This is a genomic window from Marinobacter sp. BSs20148, from assembly GCF_000283275.1.
In the GTDB taxonomy this organism is placed as follows: Bacteria; Pseudomonadota; Gammaproteobacteria; order Pseudomonadales; family Oleiphilaceae; genus Marinobacter; species Marinobacter psychrophilus.
In genome coordinates this window covers 1709296-1726148 of sequence record NC_018268.1, presented here as the reverse complement: position 1 = coordinate 1726148, position 16853 = coordinate 1709296, and the positions used below count along the sequence as shown (strand labels likewise).

The window sequence follows — 16853 nt, the reverse complement described above, 5'->3', positions numbered from 1 at the left end:
AGACGTAAGGGCAATTAATATCCGTCCGTTTAGGAAAATGCCAATCGCGCCAGACTTGGTTGCGTTGATTAAAAAAGCCAAGTCCGCTGATTTCGATTCAACTGCGAAAAAAGACCCATGACGTCCTCACTTCACCGCCTGTACTCTTTTCGTCGCTGTCCCTATGCCATGCGCGCCCGTCTCGGCCTCTTGTTTGCTGATTTGCAGGTGGAGCTGCGGGAGATAATGTTGAGAAACAAACCGGACCAGATGCTGGCGATTAGCCCGAAAGGCACGGTGCCTGTTTTACAGCTTTTGGATGGCACCGTGGTTGAAGAGAGCCGGGAAATAATGGTGTGGGCGCTTCGGCAGCAAGATCCACAAGGGCTTTTAAATACAACGGTTTTGGATCAGGCTAATGCTCTGATTGAGCAAAACGACAACGACTTTAAACATTGGTTGGATCGCTATAAATACGCCGACCGATATCTGGAAATGACCCAGTCAGAGTATCGGCAACGGAGCGAGGCTTTTTTACAGGTTTTAGAGGATTTGCTGACTAAAAACGTTTACCTACTGGGGGATAACCCGACCATTGCCGATATTGGTATCGTGCCTTTTGTTCGCCAATTCGCCCATGTGGATCGCGATGTTTTTTACCGCCTACCTTACCCGAACCTGCATCTGTGGTTACAACACTGGCTGGAGCACTCATTCTTTCTGCAAGCCATGACCAAGTTTCCGCCATGGCAAGAGGGAGATGACGTTGTGGTTTTCCCTTCTTAACACGGCAAAGAGGCGAATTTAGGGCCGGATCGGCTGAGCGACATATCGACCAGTCCACGCCGACCCTCAACAAATCCCTTAAAACGCTACTCTGATATGACTTCCTTGCGGAACGAGGCTATCGTTCTTTCCGCCCTGCCCTGAGCCAAATCAAGACTACTTACATCCACCGATGGACACCTTGGCGCATTGCATACCGTTAACCCAGAGTGCACCGCCCAGGTTCGTACCGTTCAGGTTCGCGGTCGCCAGGTCTGCGCCTCTCAAGTCCACGCCGGTCAGGTTCGCGCCGGTCAGGTCAGCGCCAAACAGATATGCGCCGCTCAGGTTCGCGCCACTCAGGTCCGCGCCGCTCAGGATCGCGTTTTGCAGGTTCACTTCGGTCAGGTTCGTGCCTCTCAGTTTAGAGTTGGTCAGGTTCACGCTGTCCATGTCCGAGTGGGACAGGCTAGCCAAGTTCAGATTAACGTCTCTCATGTCTGCGCGAACCAGGTTTGCGCTGCCCATGCCCACGTATTGCATTTTCGCGCCGCTCAGGTACGCGTTGCTCAGGTTCGCGTTGTGCAGGTTTGCTTTGATCAGGTTCACGCTGGTCATGTCCGCGTAACTCATGTCCGCAGAAATCAGGTTCGCACCTTCCAAGTCGGCGAATCTCAGGTTCGCGCCTCTCAGCTCCGCGTCTCTCAAGCTCGACTTTTGCATGGTCGTGCGGTTCAGGTTCGCGTCAGTCAGGTTCGCACCGCTCAAGTTCACTTGTGTCAGGAACGCCCCGCCCAGCTGCGTGTTGGTCAGGTTCGCGTTGGTCAGGTCCGCATTGCTCAGATTCGCCGCTCTCAGGTTCGCACTGGTCAGGTTCGCATTTGTCAGGTCTACGTCGAGCAGATTCGCTCCACCCAGTTCTGCGCTGGTCAGGTTCACGCTGGTCAAATTCGCACCGGTCAGGTTCACGTAACTCAGTTTCGCGTTTTTCAGGTTCGCACCGGTCAGGTTCTCGCCGATCAGATAAGCGCTCTTCAGTTCGCACCCTTCCCAGTCAACGCCCAGTGCGGCTGAGTCTGAGCAGGCTGCGTTTGCAGGTGTTGTTGCGGCGAGCGAGAGCATCAATGCTGCTGCAAGTAGACTGGTGCGTTTAACGCCTGCAGTAAATATCATAGAAGCGGTGCCTTTGGTTAACTGACTTGAGTCGCCAATTTTTTGATGTTTGTGTTGGGGACACATTGACTATAGCCGAAGTAAACCCCAAACCAGGCCAGTTTTGGAGTATTGAGCAAACAGACAGGGAACCGTCGGTATGCCTCGTTTCAAGCATTGTCGTGCGATCCCGTCCCGCTCTTCACCACCTTACCCAAGTCTTTCAGCCAGCACGCCGGTGGCCGCTAGGCGAACTTTCCAAGGCCCCTTTGGTCCCATTCTATAGTCGCCGCTTTTTGTGACTCGCGTCATGCCTGAAACACCCAACATTACTGGAGAAAATCTATATGCATATCCAAATAAATACAGACAAGAATATTTCCGGAAACGAGGCTATGACTCAGAGTGTCAAAAAAATTCTTGACCACGTTCTCGCGCGCTTCGCGGGTCAAATCACCAGGCTGGAAGTACACCTTAGCGACGAGAACAGCGCCTCGAAGTCGGGCATGACTGACAAGCGATGTTTGCTAGAGGCTCGGCTTGCGGGTCGTGACCCGGTGTCGGTGAGTAACTTGGCACTCACGGTTGAGCAAGCGGTAACCGGCACCGCTCATAAGATGGTTAGCCTGCTGGGACGTGAACTGGGCAAACTCGGCAAACGCTAACGGCTGTCGGCCTTGAGCCTGGCAAGGCGGACTCAAGGCCGTCAGCGTTAGCTGACTGACCAGAACTTCGGGGCCTGGTCTCGCATTTTGCCCCGCCAATTACGAAGCGTCGCACAACGTTGCGCTAGCGAGATGGAACGCTAAGGCAATCCATGCTGGCATCGCCCAGTTCGGTGCCACCGTCTACCGTCATAATCGTCCCGTTCATATAGTGGCCCATATCACTGGCAAGAAAAATCGCGGCGTCGGCTATTTCTTTGGCTTCACCAAATCGTTTACTGGCAATTTTCTTGGCCATTATTGCTTTCGTTTCGGGGGTGGGCGCTAAACGCTCGGCGCCTTCGGTGCCGCTGATTGGCCCTGGTGAAATGCCGTTGACCGTAATGCCAGACGCACCCCATTCCACTGCCAGGCATTTAATCATCATATTGATGCCCGCTTTGGCTGCGCAAACATGAACCTGGAAAGGCATTGCAGACACGGCTTGTGGAGCACTGATCGCGATTAAGGAGGCACCTTTGTTAAGGTGCTGAAAGCCTAAATGGAATACGTTATATGTGCCAATAAGGTCAATATCGATAACGGTCTTAAAGCCTTTCGGCGAGATCCCCAAGGCAGGTGCCGGGAAGTTACCGGCCGCACCGGAAATCAAACAGTCAATCTTGCCAAGTTGCGCAACACAGGCCTGTAAAGCGCTCGCCACCTGTTCGGGGTCTCTAACGTCAGCCGTTAGCGCAATCGCACTGTGTCCATTGCTGCTTTTAACACTTTCAGAAATCTCTTGAGCTGCCGCTGCGGCTTTATCTGCGTTTCGGCCAAGTACGGCCACCTTCGCACCAACGGCCGCCATGCCTTTGGCTATACCCAGATTGATGCCGCTGGTTCCGCCAGCAATAAATACCACCTTATCTTTTAACGTTGTCGGGTCAAACATATCGGCTTGCTCCTTTGTGCGGCTTTTAAACTGCACACTGACTGGCGGTAGAGACACTTTCATGTAAGTCAGGCCAAGCAGTGGCAAAAGATTACTCGATCGAGTATCCATCCTTTTGTGTGGAGTTCAAGCAGAATATATAGGGGCCGACTGGAGGGTGTGTCTTCCCTGAAAATTGGATGAAGCAACCTGAAAATCGGGCCAGCAAGCGGATTCCGGAGGTAGCAATCCGATCCTCAAATGTGAAGTATTTTGGGTTCGCCTCAGTCATTAGTGTAAATTCCCGCGCCCACCGGGCATTCCTCCGGGCGAGGCTTGCTCTCCGCTTCGGCCGCCAGCACTTTGATCATGCATTGGTATTGAGGCGCTGCCTTCAGCAGCTTCGGCCCGATGGCGACAAGCTTTTTGACCTGCTCCTTGCTCAGTGTGAAAGAGGTCGGCATATCCAGATAATAGCGAGGTTTCTCGCCGGGGATTTGACTGGCCTGCTCGAAATTAATCTCGATCACATACGGATCGATATCGGCTGCAAACGCAATAGGTTTGGGGGCATTAGGACACTGTGTAGACAGCAACGCCGCGCAGGCCTGGTCGTTCATTTGGGTCTGCACGCGGGTATAAAGGGCCTCGCGTAGTTTGGTCACGCTGTCATAACTGTAATTATCCATAGCCACCGTGCCGGCTTTCGCTGCCACGGTGAAGAATCCCGGCGGTTTCTCGCTGCGGCTGAGCTGATCTTCACTTTGGGTGCGCGCGTTAACCACGATCAACACCAGCTGCCTGATGGCGCCCTCGTTAATGCGAGTTCGGATAAAGCCGCGATCAAAGGCATTCAAAACAGATCTTGCGCCGATGTTATCCGATAAACCGCCATCCATCAGGTGGATATAGCGATTCTCCTTATCCAGATAAACGCTCAGGTTTTTCGCAGCATTGTAACGTTCACTGGTCCAGCTAGCGGGCCTGATTGCGCCCTTGTACCACCAGGGGGCGTTGTAGCCTTCGGCCAACGGATAATTTTTCAGGCTGATGGGGGTCAAAAGAAAGGGGAAAGCGGAAGAGGCCGCCACAGCGCTAGAGACCGGGTATGAATCCAGCCGCGAACCAAGGGCGTCGAAATACTCTTGGGTAAAGTCAAAGCGCCGGTCAACTCCCAAATTGGTGGCGTTGAGAATAACAAAGGGTCGCCCGTTACGTTGCAGTTGTTCAAATGTCGCCGAATCGAAGAGGTCTCTATCGTACAACTCTGCGGCCATGTCTATCCTGCTGAAATACGGCGACGCCAGTCGCGCCCAGTTCACAGGATTAAACAGCCGGCCGGCCAATGCGCCCTGAACATCGCGCTCCAGAAAACGGCTCTCGAAGTCTTCAAACAGCCGTTCCCGAAACAACCCGTAATAAGCGGCCGTGAAAGAACCACCCGATACCGAAGAGATACAGTCCACTTCATCCAAAAGGCGCTTATCCTGGCCATCGACACGAATAACCGTATCGCTCAGAGATTCCATAATGCCATAGGATAAAGCAGCCGCACGCGTACCGCCGCCGGAGAACATGAGGCAGACAAAAAGGGAATCGCTATTAAGTTCGCTGCGATTAAGGGCATCAAATCGATAGCCTGACTCTGCATCAAAGTTTTGGCTTCGATCGTTGACGAGATAGTGAGCGCAGCCCGGGAGTAGGATAAAAGCCAAGATGGCGATGGCCAGTCGTATGGCATGCCGACTCATCATTTGGCCTCCGTGAACTCGATCATCAACGGCATAAGGGACGATGTGTTGCGCAAATCAATTTCGAATTTTTCAGGAGAGAAATTGAGTGGGGGGCCAAGGGTCACCTCATACACACCGCTTTCGAGCTCAAGTTTGGTGTTGGTGTTCCCCATAAACTGACCATTGATCAGCACACGACGCCTGCGTGGAAATAATGCGACCAAATATTCTTTTGACATAACCTCGCCCCCTTCCTTGCTTCTGCCGCTAGCGGTTGACTGATGGCAAGTGGTCTAAAGCTGAGCTGAGCTCGGCATAAACGTAGAACTCAGCCCGCCGTCTATCGGCGTGCAACGTTATTATGTTTATAGTTCCTTCAATAGAGCAGCACAAGAAAACGAGAAGACCACATCATCCCGTCTTTGCGTTGGTAGAGTTCAAGATTGATCGGAATCAGAGTATCCTGCAGCCCACTTGTGCGCCCGCACGGCCTTTCTGATTTATCAATTCGTTAGACGATCAAGGATTTCACATGGCTAAGCATGTAATACGGAAGTTGATGCTTTCCTGTTTTTTCTGTTTCACCGCTGCTGCTGCATCGGCTGAGACCTTGGTATTCACGGCAATTCCGGATGAAGACGAAACCAAACTTGTTGAGCGTTTTCGCGGTGTCGCGGACTACCTCTCTGAGCGACTGAATGTTGATGTACGGTATGTTCCCGTGAAGTCCTACGCGGCTGCCGTTTCAGCGTTCCGTAACAATCAGGTTCAGCTGGCGTGGTTTGGCGGTCTTTCCGGTGTGCACGCACGCAGGTTGGTTCCGGGCTCTGAAGCCATTGCCCAAGGGGTTGAAGACGAAGCCTTCGAAACTTATTTTATTGCCAATACCAACACGGGTATAGAACCCGCCGCGGAGCTTTCAGCGCTCAAAGATCCGTTGCAAGGTAAAACCTTTACCTTCGGTTCCAAAGGCTCGACATCTGGCCGGCTCATGCCTGAGTTCTATGTGCGCGATACCTTTGGTGCAAAGCCTGATGACTTTTTTTCGCGCGTTGGCTTCAGCGGCAACCATACGCGCACCCTTCGCCTGGTTGAAGCCGGCACTTACGATTTAGGCGCGCTGAACTTTCAGGTTTGGGAGAAAGAACTGAGTGATGGAAACATAGACACCGATGCCGTTCAGGTGATCTGGAAAACGCCCCACTACCCGGATTATCAGTGGACGATTCGTGGCGATGTGGACGAGCGTTTTGGTGATGGCTTCAAGCAGCGCGTTACCGAGGCGCTGCTGAACCTTGATAACCCGGAACTGCTGGCAAGCTTCCCGCGCTCAGGGTTTATTCCTGCTTCCAACGCCGACTATGAGCCGATTCGTAAAACAGCTCAAGAAATCGGGATTCTCGATTAATGACAGGTTTTGACCTTACGGACCTTACCGCATCATTCAGCGGCAAGCGGGTTATAGGCCCGTTGTCGCTAACGGTTAATCCGGGCGATAAAATCGCGCTGGTGGGTAAAAGTGGTGCGGGAAAATCCACCTTGATTCGCCTGATTTACGAACGGATTAACCGGGATTCGTCTCTGATTCCTCAGGATCTTGGCCTGGTAAACGCCCTTTCGGTGTTTCATAACGTCTTTATGGGCCAGCTCGATAAACACCCCACGTGGTACAACACCCTCACGCTTGCCCGCCCGTTCGCCAAAGACAAAGCTGACGTGCTGTCCTTATTGCAGTCACTGGGTATCACCGAAAAGCTATGGGCACCCGCAGCCTCTCTGTCCGGTGGGCAGCGCCAGCGTGTTGCTATCGCGCGATCGCTGTACCGTAACGCAGCCGTGCTGTTGGCCGACGAGCCGGTTTCTGCACTCGATGGCCCCATGGCGAGCTCGGTCATGATGCAACTGCGTGATCGCTTCACCACCAGTGTTATTGCGCTGCACGATGTGGACCTGGCACTGAATTACTGTACTCGAATCGTTGGCATTCAGGATGGCCAGGTCGCCTTGGACCAACCCAGCGAACACCTTGCAGCGGCAGACATTGTATCTCTTTACTAGGTAACGCGGCCCGTTCTATGCCCTCTTCTCCAACGGTGCGTGTCAGCCTGATTTTCCTTGCCATCGCGTTGGTTGGGTTGCTGTTTGCAGACATCGCGGTGACCTCCTCCAACCCCTGGCGGGATCTCGGTAATTTCCTGTTTGGCATCGCAACGCCCAACTTTTTCAGCACTGAAGGGTTGATGACCGCACTGTTGAGAACAGTCGCCTTTGCCTTTGTCGGGGTTGCGCTTGGCAGTGCCGCAGGCTTCCTGATGGCATTGGCTTACCGATCCCTGCCGGTGCGGATTTTTTGCGCCTTCATCCGCGCCATTCACGAGCTTTTCTGGGCGTTGATTTTTCTGCAGTTCTTTGGTTTTCACCCACTCACGGGCGTGTTAGCCATCGCCATTCCCTACGCGGGGATTTTCGCCAAGGTCTATTCAGAAATCCTGGAAGAGGCCAACCCGGAATCCGGCCGCGTGCTGCCGCCCGGCACTGGCAATATTTCGGCGTTCCTTTATGCCCGCATTCCCGATTGCTGGGCAAAAATGCGCACCTACACCGCCTACAGACTGGAATGCGGCCTTCGCTCCAGTGCCATTCTTGGCTTCGTTGGCCTGCCCACGCTTGGCTTTTACCTTGAAGCATCGTTCTCCCAAGGGCTTTATTCCGACGCTGGCGCGATGCTGATTCTGTTCTATGTGTTAATTGCCACCATGCCACTCTGGGTAAGGCCAAAGCTTCTGCCGGTCTACGTTCTTGGCGCTCCCTTTTTTCTGGGTGAAGGATTGCCCATTGTCTGGGGCAATGTGCAGCGCTTTTTCACCGAAGACATCGTACCCGCGCCATTGCGCAACGGAGAAGGTTTAACGGGGCTAACGCCTTGGCTAAGTGATTTGATGATCAACGAGGCGATGCCAGGCATCTGGAACACCCTTGTGCTCACTCAGATCGCGCTTGTAGCGACAGGGATTCTCTCGTTACTGGCATTTCCCTTGATATCAAACCACTTTGGCGGGCCGATACGGCGCACTGCCGGGCATGTGGTTCTGGTGATCGTGCGATCTACGCCTGAGTACATTCTGGCGTACATTCTGCTGCAACTCTGGGGGCCTTCAATGCTGCCTGCGGTGGTTGCGTTAGCGCTGCACAACGGCGGGATTATTGGGCACCTGATTGGCCGGCAAACCAATGCCATCAAACTCCGCCCAGACGCGGCAAAGGGCTTCAACCGTTATAGCTGGGAGCTGGTACCCCGCGTATATCGCTCATTTCTCGCGTTTCTGTTCTATCGCTGGGAAATCATCATGCGGGAGACAGCCATACTGGGGATTCTTGGCATTTACACCCTTGGCTTCTATGTAGACAGCGCTATTCAGAACATCCGCTTTGATCGTGCCATGGTGCTGATTCTGATAACGGCGCTGCTCAACATTGGCATTGATACTCTCGGGCGTTATATCCGGCGTAAACTTGCCCTGCAAACCATGCCGACCTGCTGAACGATATTCGATGGAGGTCATCAACTACCACATTCATTTCTGATCCAGACTATCTCCGCGATATTCAGCCCTGTCATCTAACTGTCGGAAAACTGACATAAAGCGTTCACCTTCGCCTGCTAGTTTTAGCGTAATCCAGCAGGAATAGAGTGTATGACGTCTACCTTTGTTTTTTACGCCGTCGCGGCCATGGCCAGTCCTTACCTTATTTACAGGCTTGCGGCCAGGTTTCAACTTTCACGGGCGAAACATCCCTCGCTCCAGGGGCACAGTAACCTGTCTCGGCGCATTGCTCGTCTGATTCCATTTTTCAGCTACAGCGAGCACGACTTTTTCGCCAGTGACGGTGCGCCGCCAGTGGTGCAGCAACAGCGCCGAAAGGCCATGCGGGGGCTTCAGGCCAATGCCGAGCAACAGTGCGCCGAAACCCTGGCGCACTGCCGCGCTATTCAGAACAGCGTTTCGGATGTGCGTTTTACCAGCCGCTACCGGGTGCCCTTTCCCTACAACCGGCAACTTCCAGACTGCTTCCTGCTTGGCTCCATGGCCGATGAAACCCGTGGCTCCCAGGTTCGGGATCTAGACGGCAACTGGCGCTATGACCTGTCGGGTTCTTACGGCGTCAACGTCTTCGGCTACGACTTCTACAAACAGTGCATGGATGAGGGCATCGCGCAAACCAAAGCCCTCGGGCCGGTGCTGGGCTCGTATCACCCACTGATTGCTGAAAACGTGAATATCATCCGCCAGGTGTCCGGGCTGGACGAGGTGTCGTTTCACATGTCCGGCACTGAAGCCGTCATGCAGGCGGTGCGGCTGGCGCGCTACCACACTGGCAAGACCCATCTTGTGCGTTTCTGCGGCGCCTACCACGGCTGGTGGGACGGCGTTCAGCCGGGCATAGGCAACACCCGCAAAGCCCGGGATGTTTACACTCTGGCAGACCTGAGCGAAAAGACCCTGCACGTACTGCGCACCCGCAGCGACATCGCCTGTGTGCTGATAAACCCGCTGCAGGCTTTCCACCCCAACGGTGACGCACCCTCTGACACCGCGCTCATCGCCAGCGACCGCAGCAACGGCTTCGACAAACAGCGCTATAGCGAATGGCTCACCCGAATTCGGAATGTGTGCACTGAACGCGGCATTGTGCTGATTTTTGACGAGGTTTTTACCGGCTTCCGACTGGCCTATCGCGGCGCCCAGGAGTTTTACGGCGTACAGGCGGACCTGGTGACGTACGGCAAAACCCTGGGCGGCGGTCTCCCTGTCGGCGTGCTGGCGGGAACTCAGAAGCTGATGCAGCGCTTCAAAGACAACCAGCCGGTCAATGTCTCCTTTGCCCGCGGCACGTTCAACTCCCACCCCTATGTGATGGGTGCGATGAATGTGTTCCTGAACCGTATCGGGCAGTCCGATATCCAGCAGCAATACCTGGATTCTGAAAGCCTGTGGAACACCCGGGTGGCCCAATTCAATCAGCGCCTTGAAAGCGAGGGGTTGCCTCTGCAAATCACCAACATCCATTCAATTTTATCGGTGCTTTACACCCTGCCTGGCCGTTACAACTGGATGTTTCAATTCTACCTGCGACAGGCCGGCCTTGAGCTGAGCTGGACCGGTACCGGGCGGCTGATCATGACTTACCGCTTTACCGATGACGACTTCAACCAAGTGATTGAACGGTTTGTCAGCGCCGCCCATCAAATGCAGTCAGATGGCTGGTGGTGGCAAAGCCCGGAGCTGACCAATAAAGCGATCAAGCGACAGTTTCTGGTTGACGTGCTGACAGCCCGATTCCCGTTTCTTGCCGGCAGGCTGTCTGGCCCGCTGGCAACATCTCGTGAAAAGTCGGCCAAAGATCGGGTGAAAGGCCCGGTTCCGGCCCGATGACGAACCAGGACCAATACTCCAGAAAGGTGGGTTGAGTATGACGATGCAAGCGCAAAGCAACGGCGAACCACAGTTCCGTAATGGGCTTAGAGCAGAATTTGACCATTTTCTCAGTCAGCAGGCCGGGCGTTTCGACCCCGAAAACTGCCTGCAGATCGACTTTCACTGCCACGACCATAACAGCGACGTGCCCGATGAACTCTGGGGCCGAATACTGCGCCTGCCTGAAACCTGGATTAAAACCAAGAAACTGGTGGAGGTTCTGGGGCAGAACGGCAGTTCCGTGGTAACCGTCACCAACCACAACAACGCGCGCTCTTGCTGGGCGCTTCAGGACAAAGGCGTGGATGTGCTGGTGGGCTGCGAGTTCACCTGTTTCTTCCCCGAGTACGATCTGTTTATTCACGTGCTCACTTACGGCTTCACCCGCGAACAGGAAGTGCTCCTCAACGAGAAGCGCCAAAATATCTACGATTTTCTGCGCTACGCCGCCTGTTATGACATCCCGGTGATTCTGCCCCACCCGCTCTACTTCTACAGCCGCAACGAGCGAATTGATTTGTGCCTGTTCGAAAAACTGGCGGTGATGTTCTGGCGCTTTGAGGTGCTGAACGGCCAGCGGGACCTGTGGCAAAGCGTACTCACTCTGAACTGGGTGCAAAGCCTGACGCCAGAACGCATTCGAGCCTATGCCAGCAAGCACAAACTGGACCCAGCAGAATTTGGGGTTAACCCCGATAAGCCCAAAGTGATGACGGGCGGCTCTGACGACCACACCGGTATTTTTGCCGGCCTTTGCGGCTCACAGCTTTACTTGCCCGATTTGCAAAAACGCCTGAAAACCCAACCCGCATCCGATCTGGCCCTGGAAGCGCTGCGCAACGGCCAGATAGCGCCTTTCGGCAACGTTGGCGAGAACCAGAAACTCAACATTGCCCTGCTGGATTACTTCGCCCAGGCGGCCACCAAACTGAAAGACCCGGGCCTGCTTCGAATTCTTCTTCATCGCGGGTCTACCTGGGACAAGATGGGCTGCTTTATAGTCGCCAACCTGTTTCTGGAAATGCAAAAGCACAAGAAAACCGCTGTGTTTTTCGCCCTCATACACGATGCACTTCAGGGCAAGAAGCCCAAGCGGTTTCTGAAATGGCAGGCGTCAAAAGACTACGCGTTCTGCATTACCCAGCTGGATAAAATCGCCGACAGCAAGCGCAACCATCCCGAAGCGTTTGTGGACACCGTCAACCAGATCATCGGCGAGCTGTTCAACCACCTGAACCATCTGATCGCCAAACGCATTCGCAAAGCGGTGGACAAGCACAACGGCCTCAGCCTGAAAGATTTTTCCACCGAGGAGCTAACCCGCAAACTGGAAATACCCAGCCAGCTCACGGCCCTGTTTCTGGGCGACAGCAAGCGCCAGGACAACATGAGCAATATTAACCTGGCCGAAATTCTGGACAGCCTCTCGTTCCCGGTGTTGATCAGCACCATACTGGCCGGGTCTACTCTTGCCTCAACCCGCGTGCTGTATCAGAACCGCGACCTGCTCAACCAGTTTGCCCGGCAACTGGGCAAAAACGAGCACTCCCGGCGGGCATTGTGTTTGACCGACACGCTGCTGGATAAAAACGGGGTCTCCACCTCGCTGAGCGGGAAGCTGAAAGAGATCAAACGTACCAATCTGCCGCTTGATTTTCTGATCTGCCATTCCGACGCCGTGTCCGAGCCCCACCTTAGTGTGGTTCGGCCTATTGCGGACATTGACCTGCTCCCCTTCGGCGATCAAACCCTGCGGGTGCCGGATGTGATGGAAATTGCCCGAATATTCTACCAAGGCGGCTACGACCGGATTGTCTGCTCCACCGAAGGCCCCATGGCCCTGGTTGCGCTGTTTCTGCAACAGATGTTCAACGTGCCCTGCTACTTCTTCATGCACACAGACTGGATTGATTTTATCGCTCACACCACCCATCTGAATCAGTACGAAAGAGACCGGGTTCGCCGCCTGATGCGGGCGCTCTACAGTCGGTTTGACGGTGTGTTCGTGCTCAACCGTGAACACAGAGACTGGCTGACCGGTCATGAAATGCAGCTGCCAGAGGATCGGGTATTCCTGACCGCCCACCACACCGCCCCGCGGGACCTTCAGGTGCAACCTGCCCGCAAGTCGGAGCTGATTCCCGGCGCCAACGAAAAAACCCCGGTGCTGTTTATCGCCTGCCGGCTAAGCCGCGAAAAAGGCATTTTCGATTTGCCCGAAATCGTTCAGGAAGCGCGCCTGTCATTGCCCAACCTGCAAATCGTTGTGGCCGGTTCAGGCCCTGCCAGCGAAGATCTTCAGCGAGCACTGCCGGACGCCGTATTTTTAGGCTGGCAAACCCGGGAGCAACTGGCGTCACTGTATCTGGGGCTGGATCTGTTTGTATTTCCCTCGCGTTTTGACACCTTCGGCAACGTGCTGCTTGAAGCCTTTACCCACGGCATGCCCGCGGTGGCCTACAACTGCAAGGGCCCGAAAGACATCCTTGAGCACGGGGTTAGCGGTTACCTGATGGAGGATGTAAGCACGATGGCCGAAGCCATTGTGGATTTCTTCAGCGCCTCGACCGACCGCAATGTGATGGCCGAGAATGCTCGCAAACGCGCAGCTCGGTTCCAGGCGGAACCCATCATGCGGAAGTTTCTTGAGGATTTGGGCCTGGACTACCCGGAACAGGTTCACGCTGAAGTGACGGTAGCCTAGTGAGGTCGGTTAAAAAGGCAACGCCTGGTTTAACCACCGGCGAACAACTGAATTTTCTGCTGACCAACCGCCTGCCCCGGCGCTGGCTCACCTTGTTTATGGGCTGGTTCAGCCGTATTGAAAGCCCCGCCCTGACCCGGCTATCCATTGCCATCTGGCAGTGCTTCTGTGACGACCTGCGGTTACAGGATGCTAAAAACCCGCGTTTTAAAAGCCTGCAAGAGTGCTTCACACGGCAGCTCAAGCCTGGCCTGCGCCCGCTAGACAACCGGCTGGGCACTGTCAGCAGCCCGTGCGACGCCATCGTTGGCGCTTGCGGCCGTATTCAGGACAACCGGCTGTTCCAGGCCAAGGGATTTCCTTACACCCTGGAACAACTAATCCCGGATACCAGGCTGGCAGCGCGCTACCACAACGGCCAATTTGTCACCCTGCGGCTTAAATCCAGCATGTATCACCGGTTTCATGCGCCGGTAGACTGCCAGGTTCGCCGTGTGAACTACGTGTCCGGGGACACCTGGAACGTGAACCCCATCGCCCTGAAAAAAGTCGAAAAACTGTTTTGCAAAAACGAGCGGGCGGTTCTGGAACTGGAGTTTGGCCATCCAGATTACAGCCTGACGCTGGTGCCGGTTGCCGCCATTCTGGTGGCCAGCATGAAATTTCATTTTCTGGCCGAGCCGCTGAATCTGAAATACCGGGGTGCCAACGTGATTCCGTGCAATGCGACGCTGCGCAAAGGCCAGGAAATGGGCTATTTCCAGCACGGCTCTACCATCCTTGTTTTTGCCTCAGAGCAATACCAACTCTGCCCCGGAATCGTCGAAGGCCAGCTGGTCAGGATGGGTGAAGCGCTGTTGTCAGGCCACCCACTCCAAGCCCGGCCTTTGCACGATTTCAATCAATCCGAAGAACCCACTACAACACTTGATGTATAAGGACGCTGCCATGACATTTCGTGAGGAATTACAAAAACAACGGTGGGACGATCACCGTTACTATCATCACAACCGGATCAACCAGTTTTTGCATCTACTCAGCGCCAGCTGTTTTCTGATCAGCTATGGCCTGGTGTTTTTTCATCCGGCGGCAGCGGCGCTTGTTGGTTGGCTACTGGCGATGACACTGCGCCAAACGGGTCATTTCTTCTTTGAGCCGAAGACTTACGATGAGGTGAACAAGGCCAGCCACGATTTCAAGGAACGTGTAAAAGTAGGCTACAACCTCAACCGCAAGGTGGTGCTGCTATCGATCTGGGCGCTGACCCCGGTGGCACTGCTGCTGAACCCCGATCTGCTCGGTCTGCTCTCCCCGGCAACCAATCTGGTTGAATTCATCAGCAACACCGCACTGATATGGTTGTTTGTCGGTCTGGGTGCCGTGGTGTTCCGAACCGTACATCTTTTCAAACTGATGGGCGTGCAATCAGGTCTGGTGTGGATGGCCAAGATTTTCACCGACCCGTTTCACGACATCAAGATCTACCAGAAAGCGCCCTACTACATCCTCAAAGGCGAGATGTACGACTCGATGGAGGACTGGTACGACGATGTGCGGCTTGAACAGCACACCTAGAAAACCGCGTGGCGATGCAAACTGTGTATCATCTTTGGATGGCCCGCAGTACGATCAACCCACGCGGTATTCATCCGCTGGATTTCGACGCAGCTTAACCAAAGCAGGCAGAGCGACGTTTTAGTCGCTGCTGCTTCGTCACAACAACAAAGGAAAGCAATTATGTCTATTCGTATCGACGATGTAGCTCCAGATTTCACTGTGGATTCCACAGACGGCAAAATCACGTTTCACGAGTGGATTGGTGACGGCTATGCCATCCTGTTTTCACACCCAAAAGATTTCACACCGGTATGCACCACCGAATTTGGTGCTGTTGCTCAGCTGGTACCTGAATTCGCCAACCGCAATACCAAGGTGATGGGCGTATCGGTAGACAACGTTGAAGAGCACTTGAAATGGAAGCGCGATATCGAAGCGTTTTCCGGTGCCGCTGCCGACTTCCCGATTATTGATGACACGTCTTTGCTGGTATCCAAACTTTACGACATGCTGCCGGCCGGTGCCTATCTGCCCGAGAATCGCACGCCTGCCAACAGCGCTACCGTGCGGACGGTGTTCATTATTGGTCCAGACAAAAAGATTCGTCTGACCATGTCGTACCCCATGACGGTAGGTCGCAACTTTGCGGAAATTTTGCGCGCCCTGGACGCTGTCCAGATCACAGACGGTGCCGGTATCGCAACGCCTGCTAACTGGGTTCCAGGTCAGGACGTGATTGTAGGGCTGGCTCTGAACGATGAGCAGGCAAAAGAGAAATTCGGCGAGATCGACATCAAATTGCCTTACCTGCGCTTTGTAAAAGCACTGAAGAAGTAAGCAATTCAGCTAGATATTGATGGCAATAAGCACCGGCAGCAGGTGGTTCGTAATGATTAATACCAAAATACACAAGTCCGTCTATGAGTTAGCTGAAAAGCTAATGAAGGCTGCCGATAAAGACGATAGAGAGGCCTTCAATTCGCTCTATGCAGAGTTGAAGGCGGTTTGCACAGATAACGAAAACACCGATAAAGATCATCCAGAGCAATGGGAAACACTGGCTGACTTTGAAGAAGAGATAGAAGACGCTTTGCCTGGCTATGAAAAAGCTCTGGGGAAAGCCGTCGCTATGGATTTGAAGGACCATATGTCGTCCATCGCATTTTCCATGGCGACCCTGCAAATCGAATTAGGCCAGACTGACGTAGCCATCAAAAGTCTTGAAAATGCGAAAATCAGCGCTGACAGGATTGACGATAAAGAATTTAAAAAAGAAATAGATGAGCTTCTTGAAAAGCTATTAGCAGGCCAAACCACGTCCACACGGCCGTAGCGTTTAGCGTTGAGCTAAAAATTGAAGATCGATACGAAACTATTGGCCGCGCACGTTGTCGAAATGGCACTCGCCTGATCGGAGCGTGCGTTCATCAGTCGGGACATGTAAGGCCTCTCTCTGACCCCGGGCTGACTGGCGATCGAGACGGCCTTCAATTTCTTGCAACACTAATCGGTAGCGGATAAACATGAGCAGAACAAGCATTGGCCGCTGGTATATCGGGTACGGACTTTTTTTGATCGTATGTGGTTTGGTTGGATTTGCGTCCAATCCGGCTGCAGCCAAAACGGCTTTAATGTCGGGTGCTACCTTTGGAATACTGAGTGCAGTGTGGGGATTCTGGTTGCTGAAGGGCGGTCGTTGGCCGGCATTGATCGCTGCCGGATTGACTACGCTGCTGCTCTGCGCAACGTTTAGCTGGCGTTCGACTATGAGCTGGCAAGCTTATGCCGATGGCGAACCTAAACTTTTTGCTGCGAGCCTGATTACTGTGATGTTGATTGGCTCGGCCGCCTCGATTATCCAACTCCTGCGTTCGAGTAAAGCGGTACTCCAAACCCCCTGATCGGGCA

Annotated in this window: 16 protein-coding genes; 12 read left to right on the top strand and 4 right to left on the bottom strand. The window is 53.9% G+C overall.

Annotated elements, in window-relative coordinates; translation table 11 throughout:
• Positions 1-117 precede the first annotated feature (117 nt).
• Positions 118-765 carry a glutathione S-transferase gene (locus tag MRBBS_RS07790; RefSeq protein ID WP_041635158.1) on the top strand — a complete coding sequence of 216 codons (648 nt, stop codon included), beginning with the start codon at positions 118-120 and terminating at the stop codon, positions 763-765.
• A 156-nt stretch (positions 766-921) separates the two neighbouring features.
• Here the strand turns inward: MRBBS_RS07790 and MRBBS_RS07785 are convergent, their stop codons facing one another.
• Positions 922-1917, bottom strand: coding sequence for a pentapeptide repeat-containing protein (locus MRBBS_RS07785; protein WP_050996608.1), 996 nt, complete (start codon positions 1915-1917; stop codon positions 922-924).
• A 374-nt stretch (positions 1918-2291) separates the two neighbouring features.
• Between MRBBS_RS07785 and MRBBS_RS07780 the strand changes: the two genes are divergently transcribed.
• On the top strand, positions 2292-2561 hold the full coding sequence (locus tag MRBBS_RS07780) for a hypothetical protein (protein WP_014870913.1): 270 nt from the start codon (positions 2292-2294) through the stop codon (positions 2559-2561).
• Between the two features lie 124 nt (positions 2562-2685).
• On the opposite strand, the gene MRBBS_RS07775 is transcribed toward MRBBS_RS07780, so the two are convergent.
• The 3 genes from MRBBS_RS07775 to MRBBS_RS07765 form a co-directional block, all read right to left on the bottom strand.
• Positions 2686-3495, bottom strand: coding sequence for an SDR family oxidoreductase (locus tag MRBBS_RS07775; RefSeq protein WP_014870912.1), 810 nt, complete (start codon positions 3493-3495; stop codon positions 2686-2688).
• Positions 3496-3758: 263 nt separating this feature from the next.
• Positions 3759-5228: a patatin-like phospholipase family protein gene (locus MRBBS_RS07770; RefSeq protein ID WP_014870911.1), complete on the bottom strand. Its 1470-nt coding sequence runs from the start codon at positions 5226-5228 to the stop codon at positions 3759-3761.
• Positions 5225-5446 carry a PEGA domain-containing protein gene (locus MRBBS_RS07765; protein ID WP_041635156.1) on the bottom strand — a complete coding sequence of 74 codons (222 nt, stop codon included), beginning with the start codon at positions 5444-5446 and terminating at the stop codon, positions 5225-5227. The genes MRBBS_RS07770 and MRBBS_RS07765 overlap by 4 nt, the downstream gene beginning before the upstream one ends.
• Positions 5447-5739: 293 nt before the next feature.
• On the opposite strand from MRBBS_RS07765, the gene MRBBS_RS07760 reads away from it, so the two are divergent.
• The 10 genes from MRBBS_RS07760 to MRBBS_RS07715 all read left to right on the top strand — a co-directional run bounded on the left by MRBBS_RS07760 (position 5740) and on the right by MRBBS_RS07715 (position 16846).
• Positions 5740-6615: a putative selenate ABC transporter substrate-binding protein gene (locus MRBBS_RS07760; RefSeq protein ID WP_187290779.1), complete on the top strand. Its 876-nt coding sequence runs from the start codon at positions 5740-5742 to the stop codon at positions 6613-6615.
• Complete coding sequence (locus MRBBS_RS07755) at positions 6615-7265, top strand: ATP-binding cassette domain-containing protein (protein WP_014870908.1); 651 nt, start codon at positions 6615-6617, stop codon at positions 7263-7265. The genes MRBBS_RS07760 and MRBBS_RS07755 overlap by 1 nt, the downstream gene beginning before the upstream one ends.
• Before the next feature lie 17 nt (positions 7266-7282).
• Entirely contained in the window at positions 7283-8749 is a 1467-nt protein-coding gene (locus tag MRBBS_RS07750; protein WP_014870907.1) for a PhnE/PtxC family ABC transporter permease, read from the top strand.
• A 153-nt stretch (positions 8750-8902) separates the two neighbouring features.
• Positions 8903-10642, top strand: a complete 1740-nt coding sequence (locus tag MRBBS_RS07745) for an aminotransferase class III-fold pyridoxal phosphate-dependent enzyme (RefSeq protein ID WP_014870906.1) — start codon at positions 8903-8905, stop codon at positions 10640-10642.
• A 37-nt stretch (positions 10643-10679) separates the two neighbouring features.
• Positions 10680-13388 carry a glycosyltransferase gene (locus MRBBS_RS07740; protein WP_014870905.1) on the top strand — a complete coding sequence of 903 codons (2709 nt, stop codon included), beginning with the start codon at positions 10680-10682 and terminating at the stop codon, positions 13386-13388.
• Positions 13388-14326 carry an archaetidylserine decarboxylase gene (asd, locus tag MRBBS_RS07735; protein ID WP_014870904.1) on the top strand — a complete coding sequence of 313 codons (939 nt, stop codon included), beginning with the start codon at positions 13388-13390 and terminating at the stop codon, positions 14324-14326. The genes MRBBS_RS07740 and asd overlap by 1 nt, the downstream gene beginning before the upstream one ends.
• Before the next feature lie 10 nt (positions 14327-14336).
• Positions 14337-14963 (top strand): hypothetical protein, encoded by a 627-nt coding sequence (locus tag MRBBS_RS07730; protein ID WP_014870903.1) that lies wholly within the window; start codon positions 14337-14339, stop codon positions 14961-14963.
• A gap of 162 nt (positions 14964-15125) precedes the next feature.
• The gene (locus MRBBS_RS07725) at positions 15126-15782 is read left to right on the top strand and encodes a peroxiredoxin (RefSeq protein WP_014870902.1); all 657 of its coding nucleotides are present in this window, start codon (positions 15126-15128) and stop codon (positions 15780-15782) included.
• A gap of 52 nt (positions 15783-15834) precedes the next feature.
• On the top strand, positions 15835-16278 hold the full coding sequence (locus MRBBS_RS07720) for a hypothetical protein (protein WP_014870901.1): 444 nt from the start codon (positions 15835-15837) through the stop codon (positions 16276-16278).
• A gap of 190 nt (positions 16279-16468) precedes the next feature.
• Positions 16469-16846 (top strand): hypothetical protein, encoded by a 378-nt coding sequence (locus MRBBS_RS07715; protein WP_048385076.1) that lies wholly within the window; start codon positions 16469-16471, stop codon positions 16844-16846.
• Positions 16847-16853: the final 7 nt, after the last annotated feature.

Coding starts and splice junctions, on each gene's coding strand:
- MRBBS_RS07790 (WP_041635158.1), top strand. CDS start 118: ATGACGTCCTCACTTCACCGCCTGTACTCTTTTCGTCGCTGTCCCTAT.
- MRBBS_RS07785 (WP_050996608.1), bottom strand. CDS start 1,917: ATGATATTTACTGCAGGCGTTAAACGCACCAGTCTACTTGCAGCAGCA.
- MRBBS_RS07780 (WP_014870913.1), top strand. CDS start 2,292: ATGACTCAGAGTGTCAAAAAAATTCTTGACCACGTTCTCGCGCGCTTC.
- MRBBS_RS07775 (WP_014870912.1), bottom strand. CDS start 3,495: ATGTTTGACCCGACAACGTTAAAAGATAAGGTGGTATTTATTGCTGGC.
- MRBBS_RS07770 (WP_014870911.1), bottom strand. CDS start 5,228: ATGATGAGTCGGCATGCCATACGACTGGCCATCGCCATCTTGGCTTTT.
- MRBBS_RS07765 (WP_041635156.1), bottom strand. CDS start 5,446: ATGTCAAAAGAATATTTGGTCGCATTATTTCCACGCAGGCGTCGTGTG.
- MRBBS_RS07760 (WP_187290779.1), top strand. CDS start 5,740: ATGGCTAAGCATGTAATACGGAAGTTGATGCTTTCCTGTTTTTTCTGT.
- MRBBS_RS07755 (WP_014870908.1), top strand. CDS start 6,615: ATGACAGGTTTTGACCTTACGGACCTTACCGCATCATTCAGCGGCAAG.
- MRBBS_RS07750 (WP_014870907.1), top strand. CDS start 7,283: ATGCCCTCTTCTCCAACGGTGCGTGTCAGCCTGATTTTCCTTGCCATC.
- MRBBS_RS07745 (WP_014870906.1), top strand. CDS start 8,903: ATGACGTCTACCTTTGTTTTTTACGCCGTCGCGGCCATGGCCAGTCCT.
- MRBBS_RS07740 (WP_014870905.1), top strand. CDS start 10,680: ATGACGATGCAAGCGCAAAGCAACGGCGAACCACAGTTCCGTAATGGG.
- MRBBS_RS07730 (WP_014870903.1), top strand. CDS start 14,337: ATGACATTTCGTGAGGAATTACAAAAACAACGGTGGGACGATCACCGT.
- MRBBS_RS07725 (WP_014870902.1), top strand. CDS start 15,126: ATGTCTATTCGTATCGACGATGTAGCTCCAGATTTCACTGTGGATTCC.
- MRBBS_RS07720 (WP_014870901.1), top strand. CDS start 15,835: ATGATTAATACCAAAATACACAAGTCCGTCTATGAGTTAGCTGAAAAG.
- MRBBS_RS07715 (WP_048385076.1), top strand. CDS start 16,469: ATGAGCAGAACAAGCATTGGCCGCTGGTATATCGGGTACGGACTTTTT.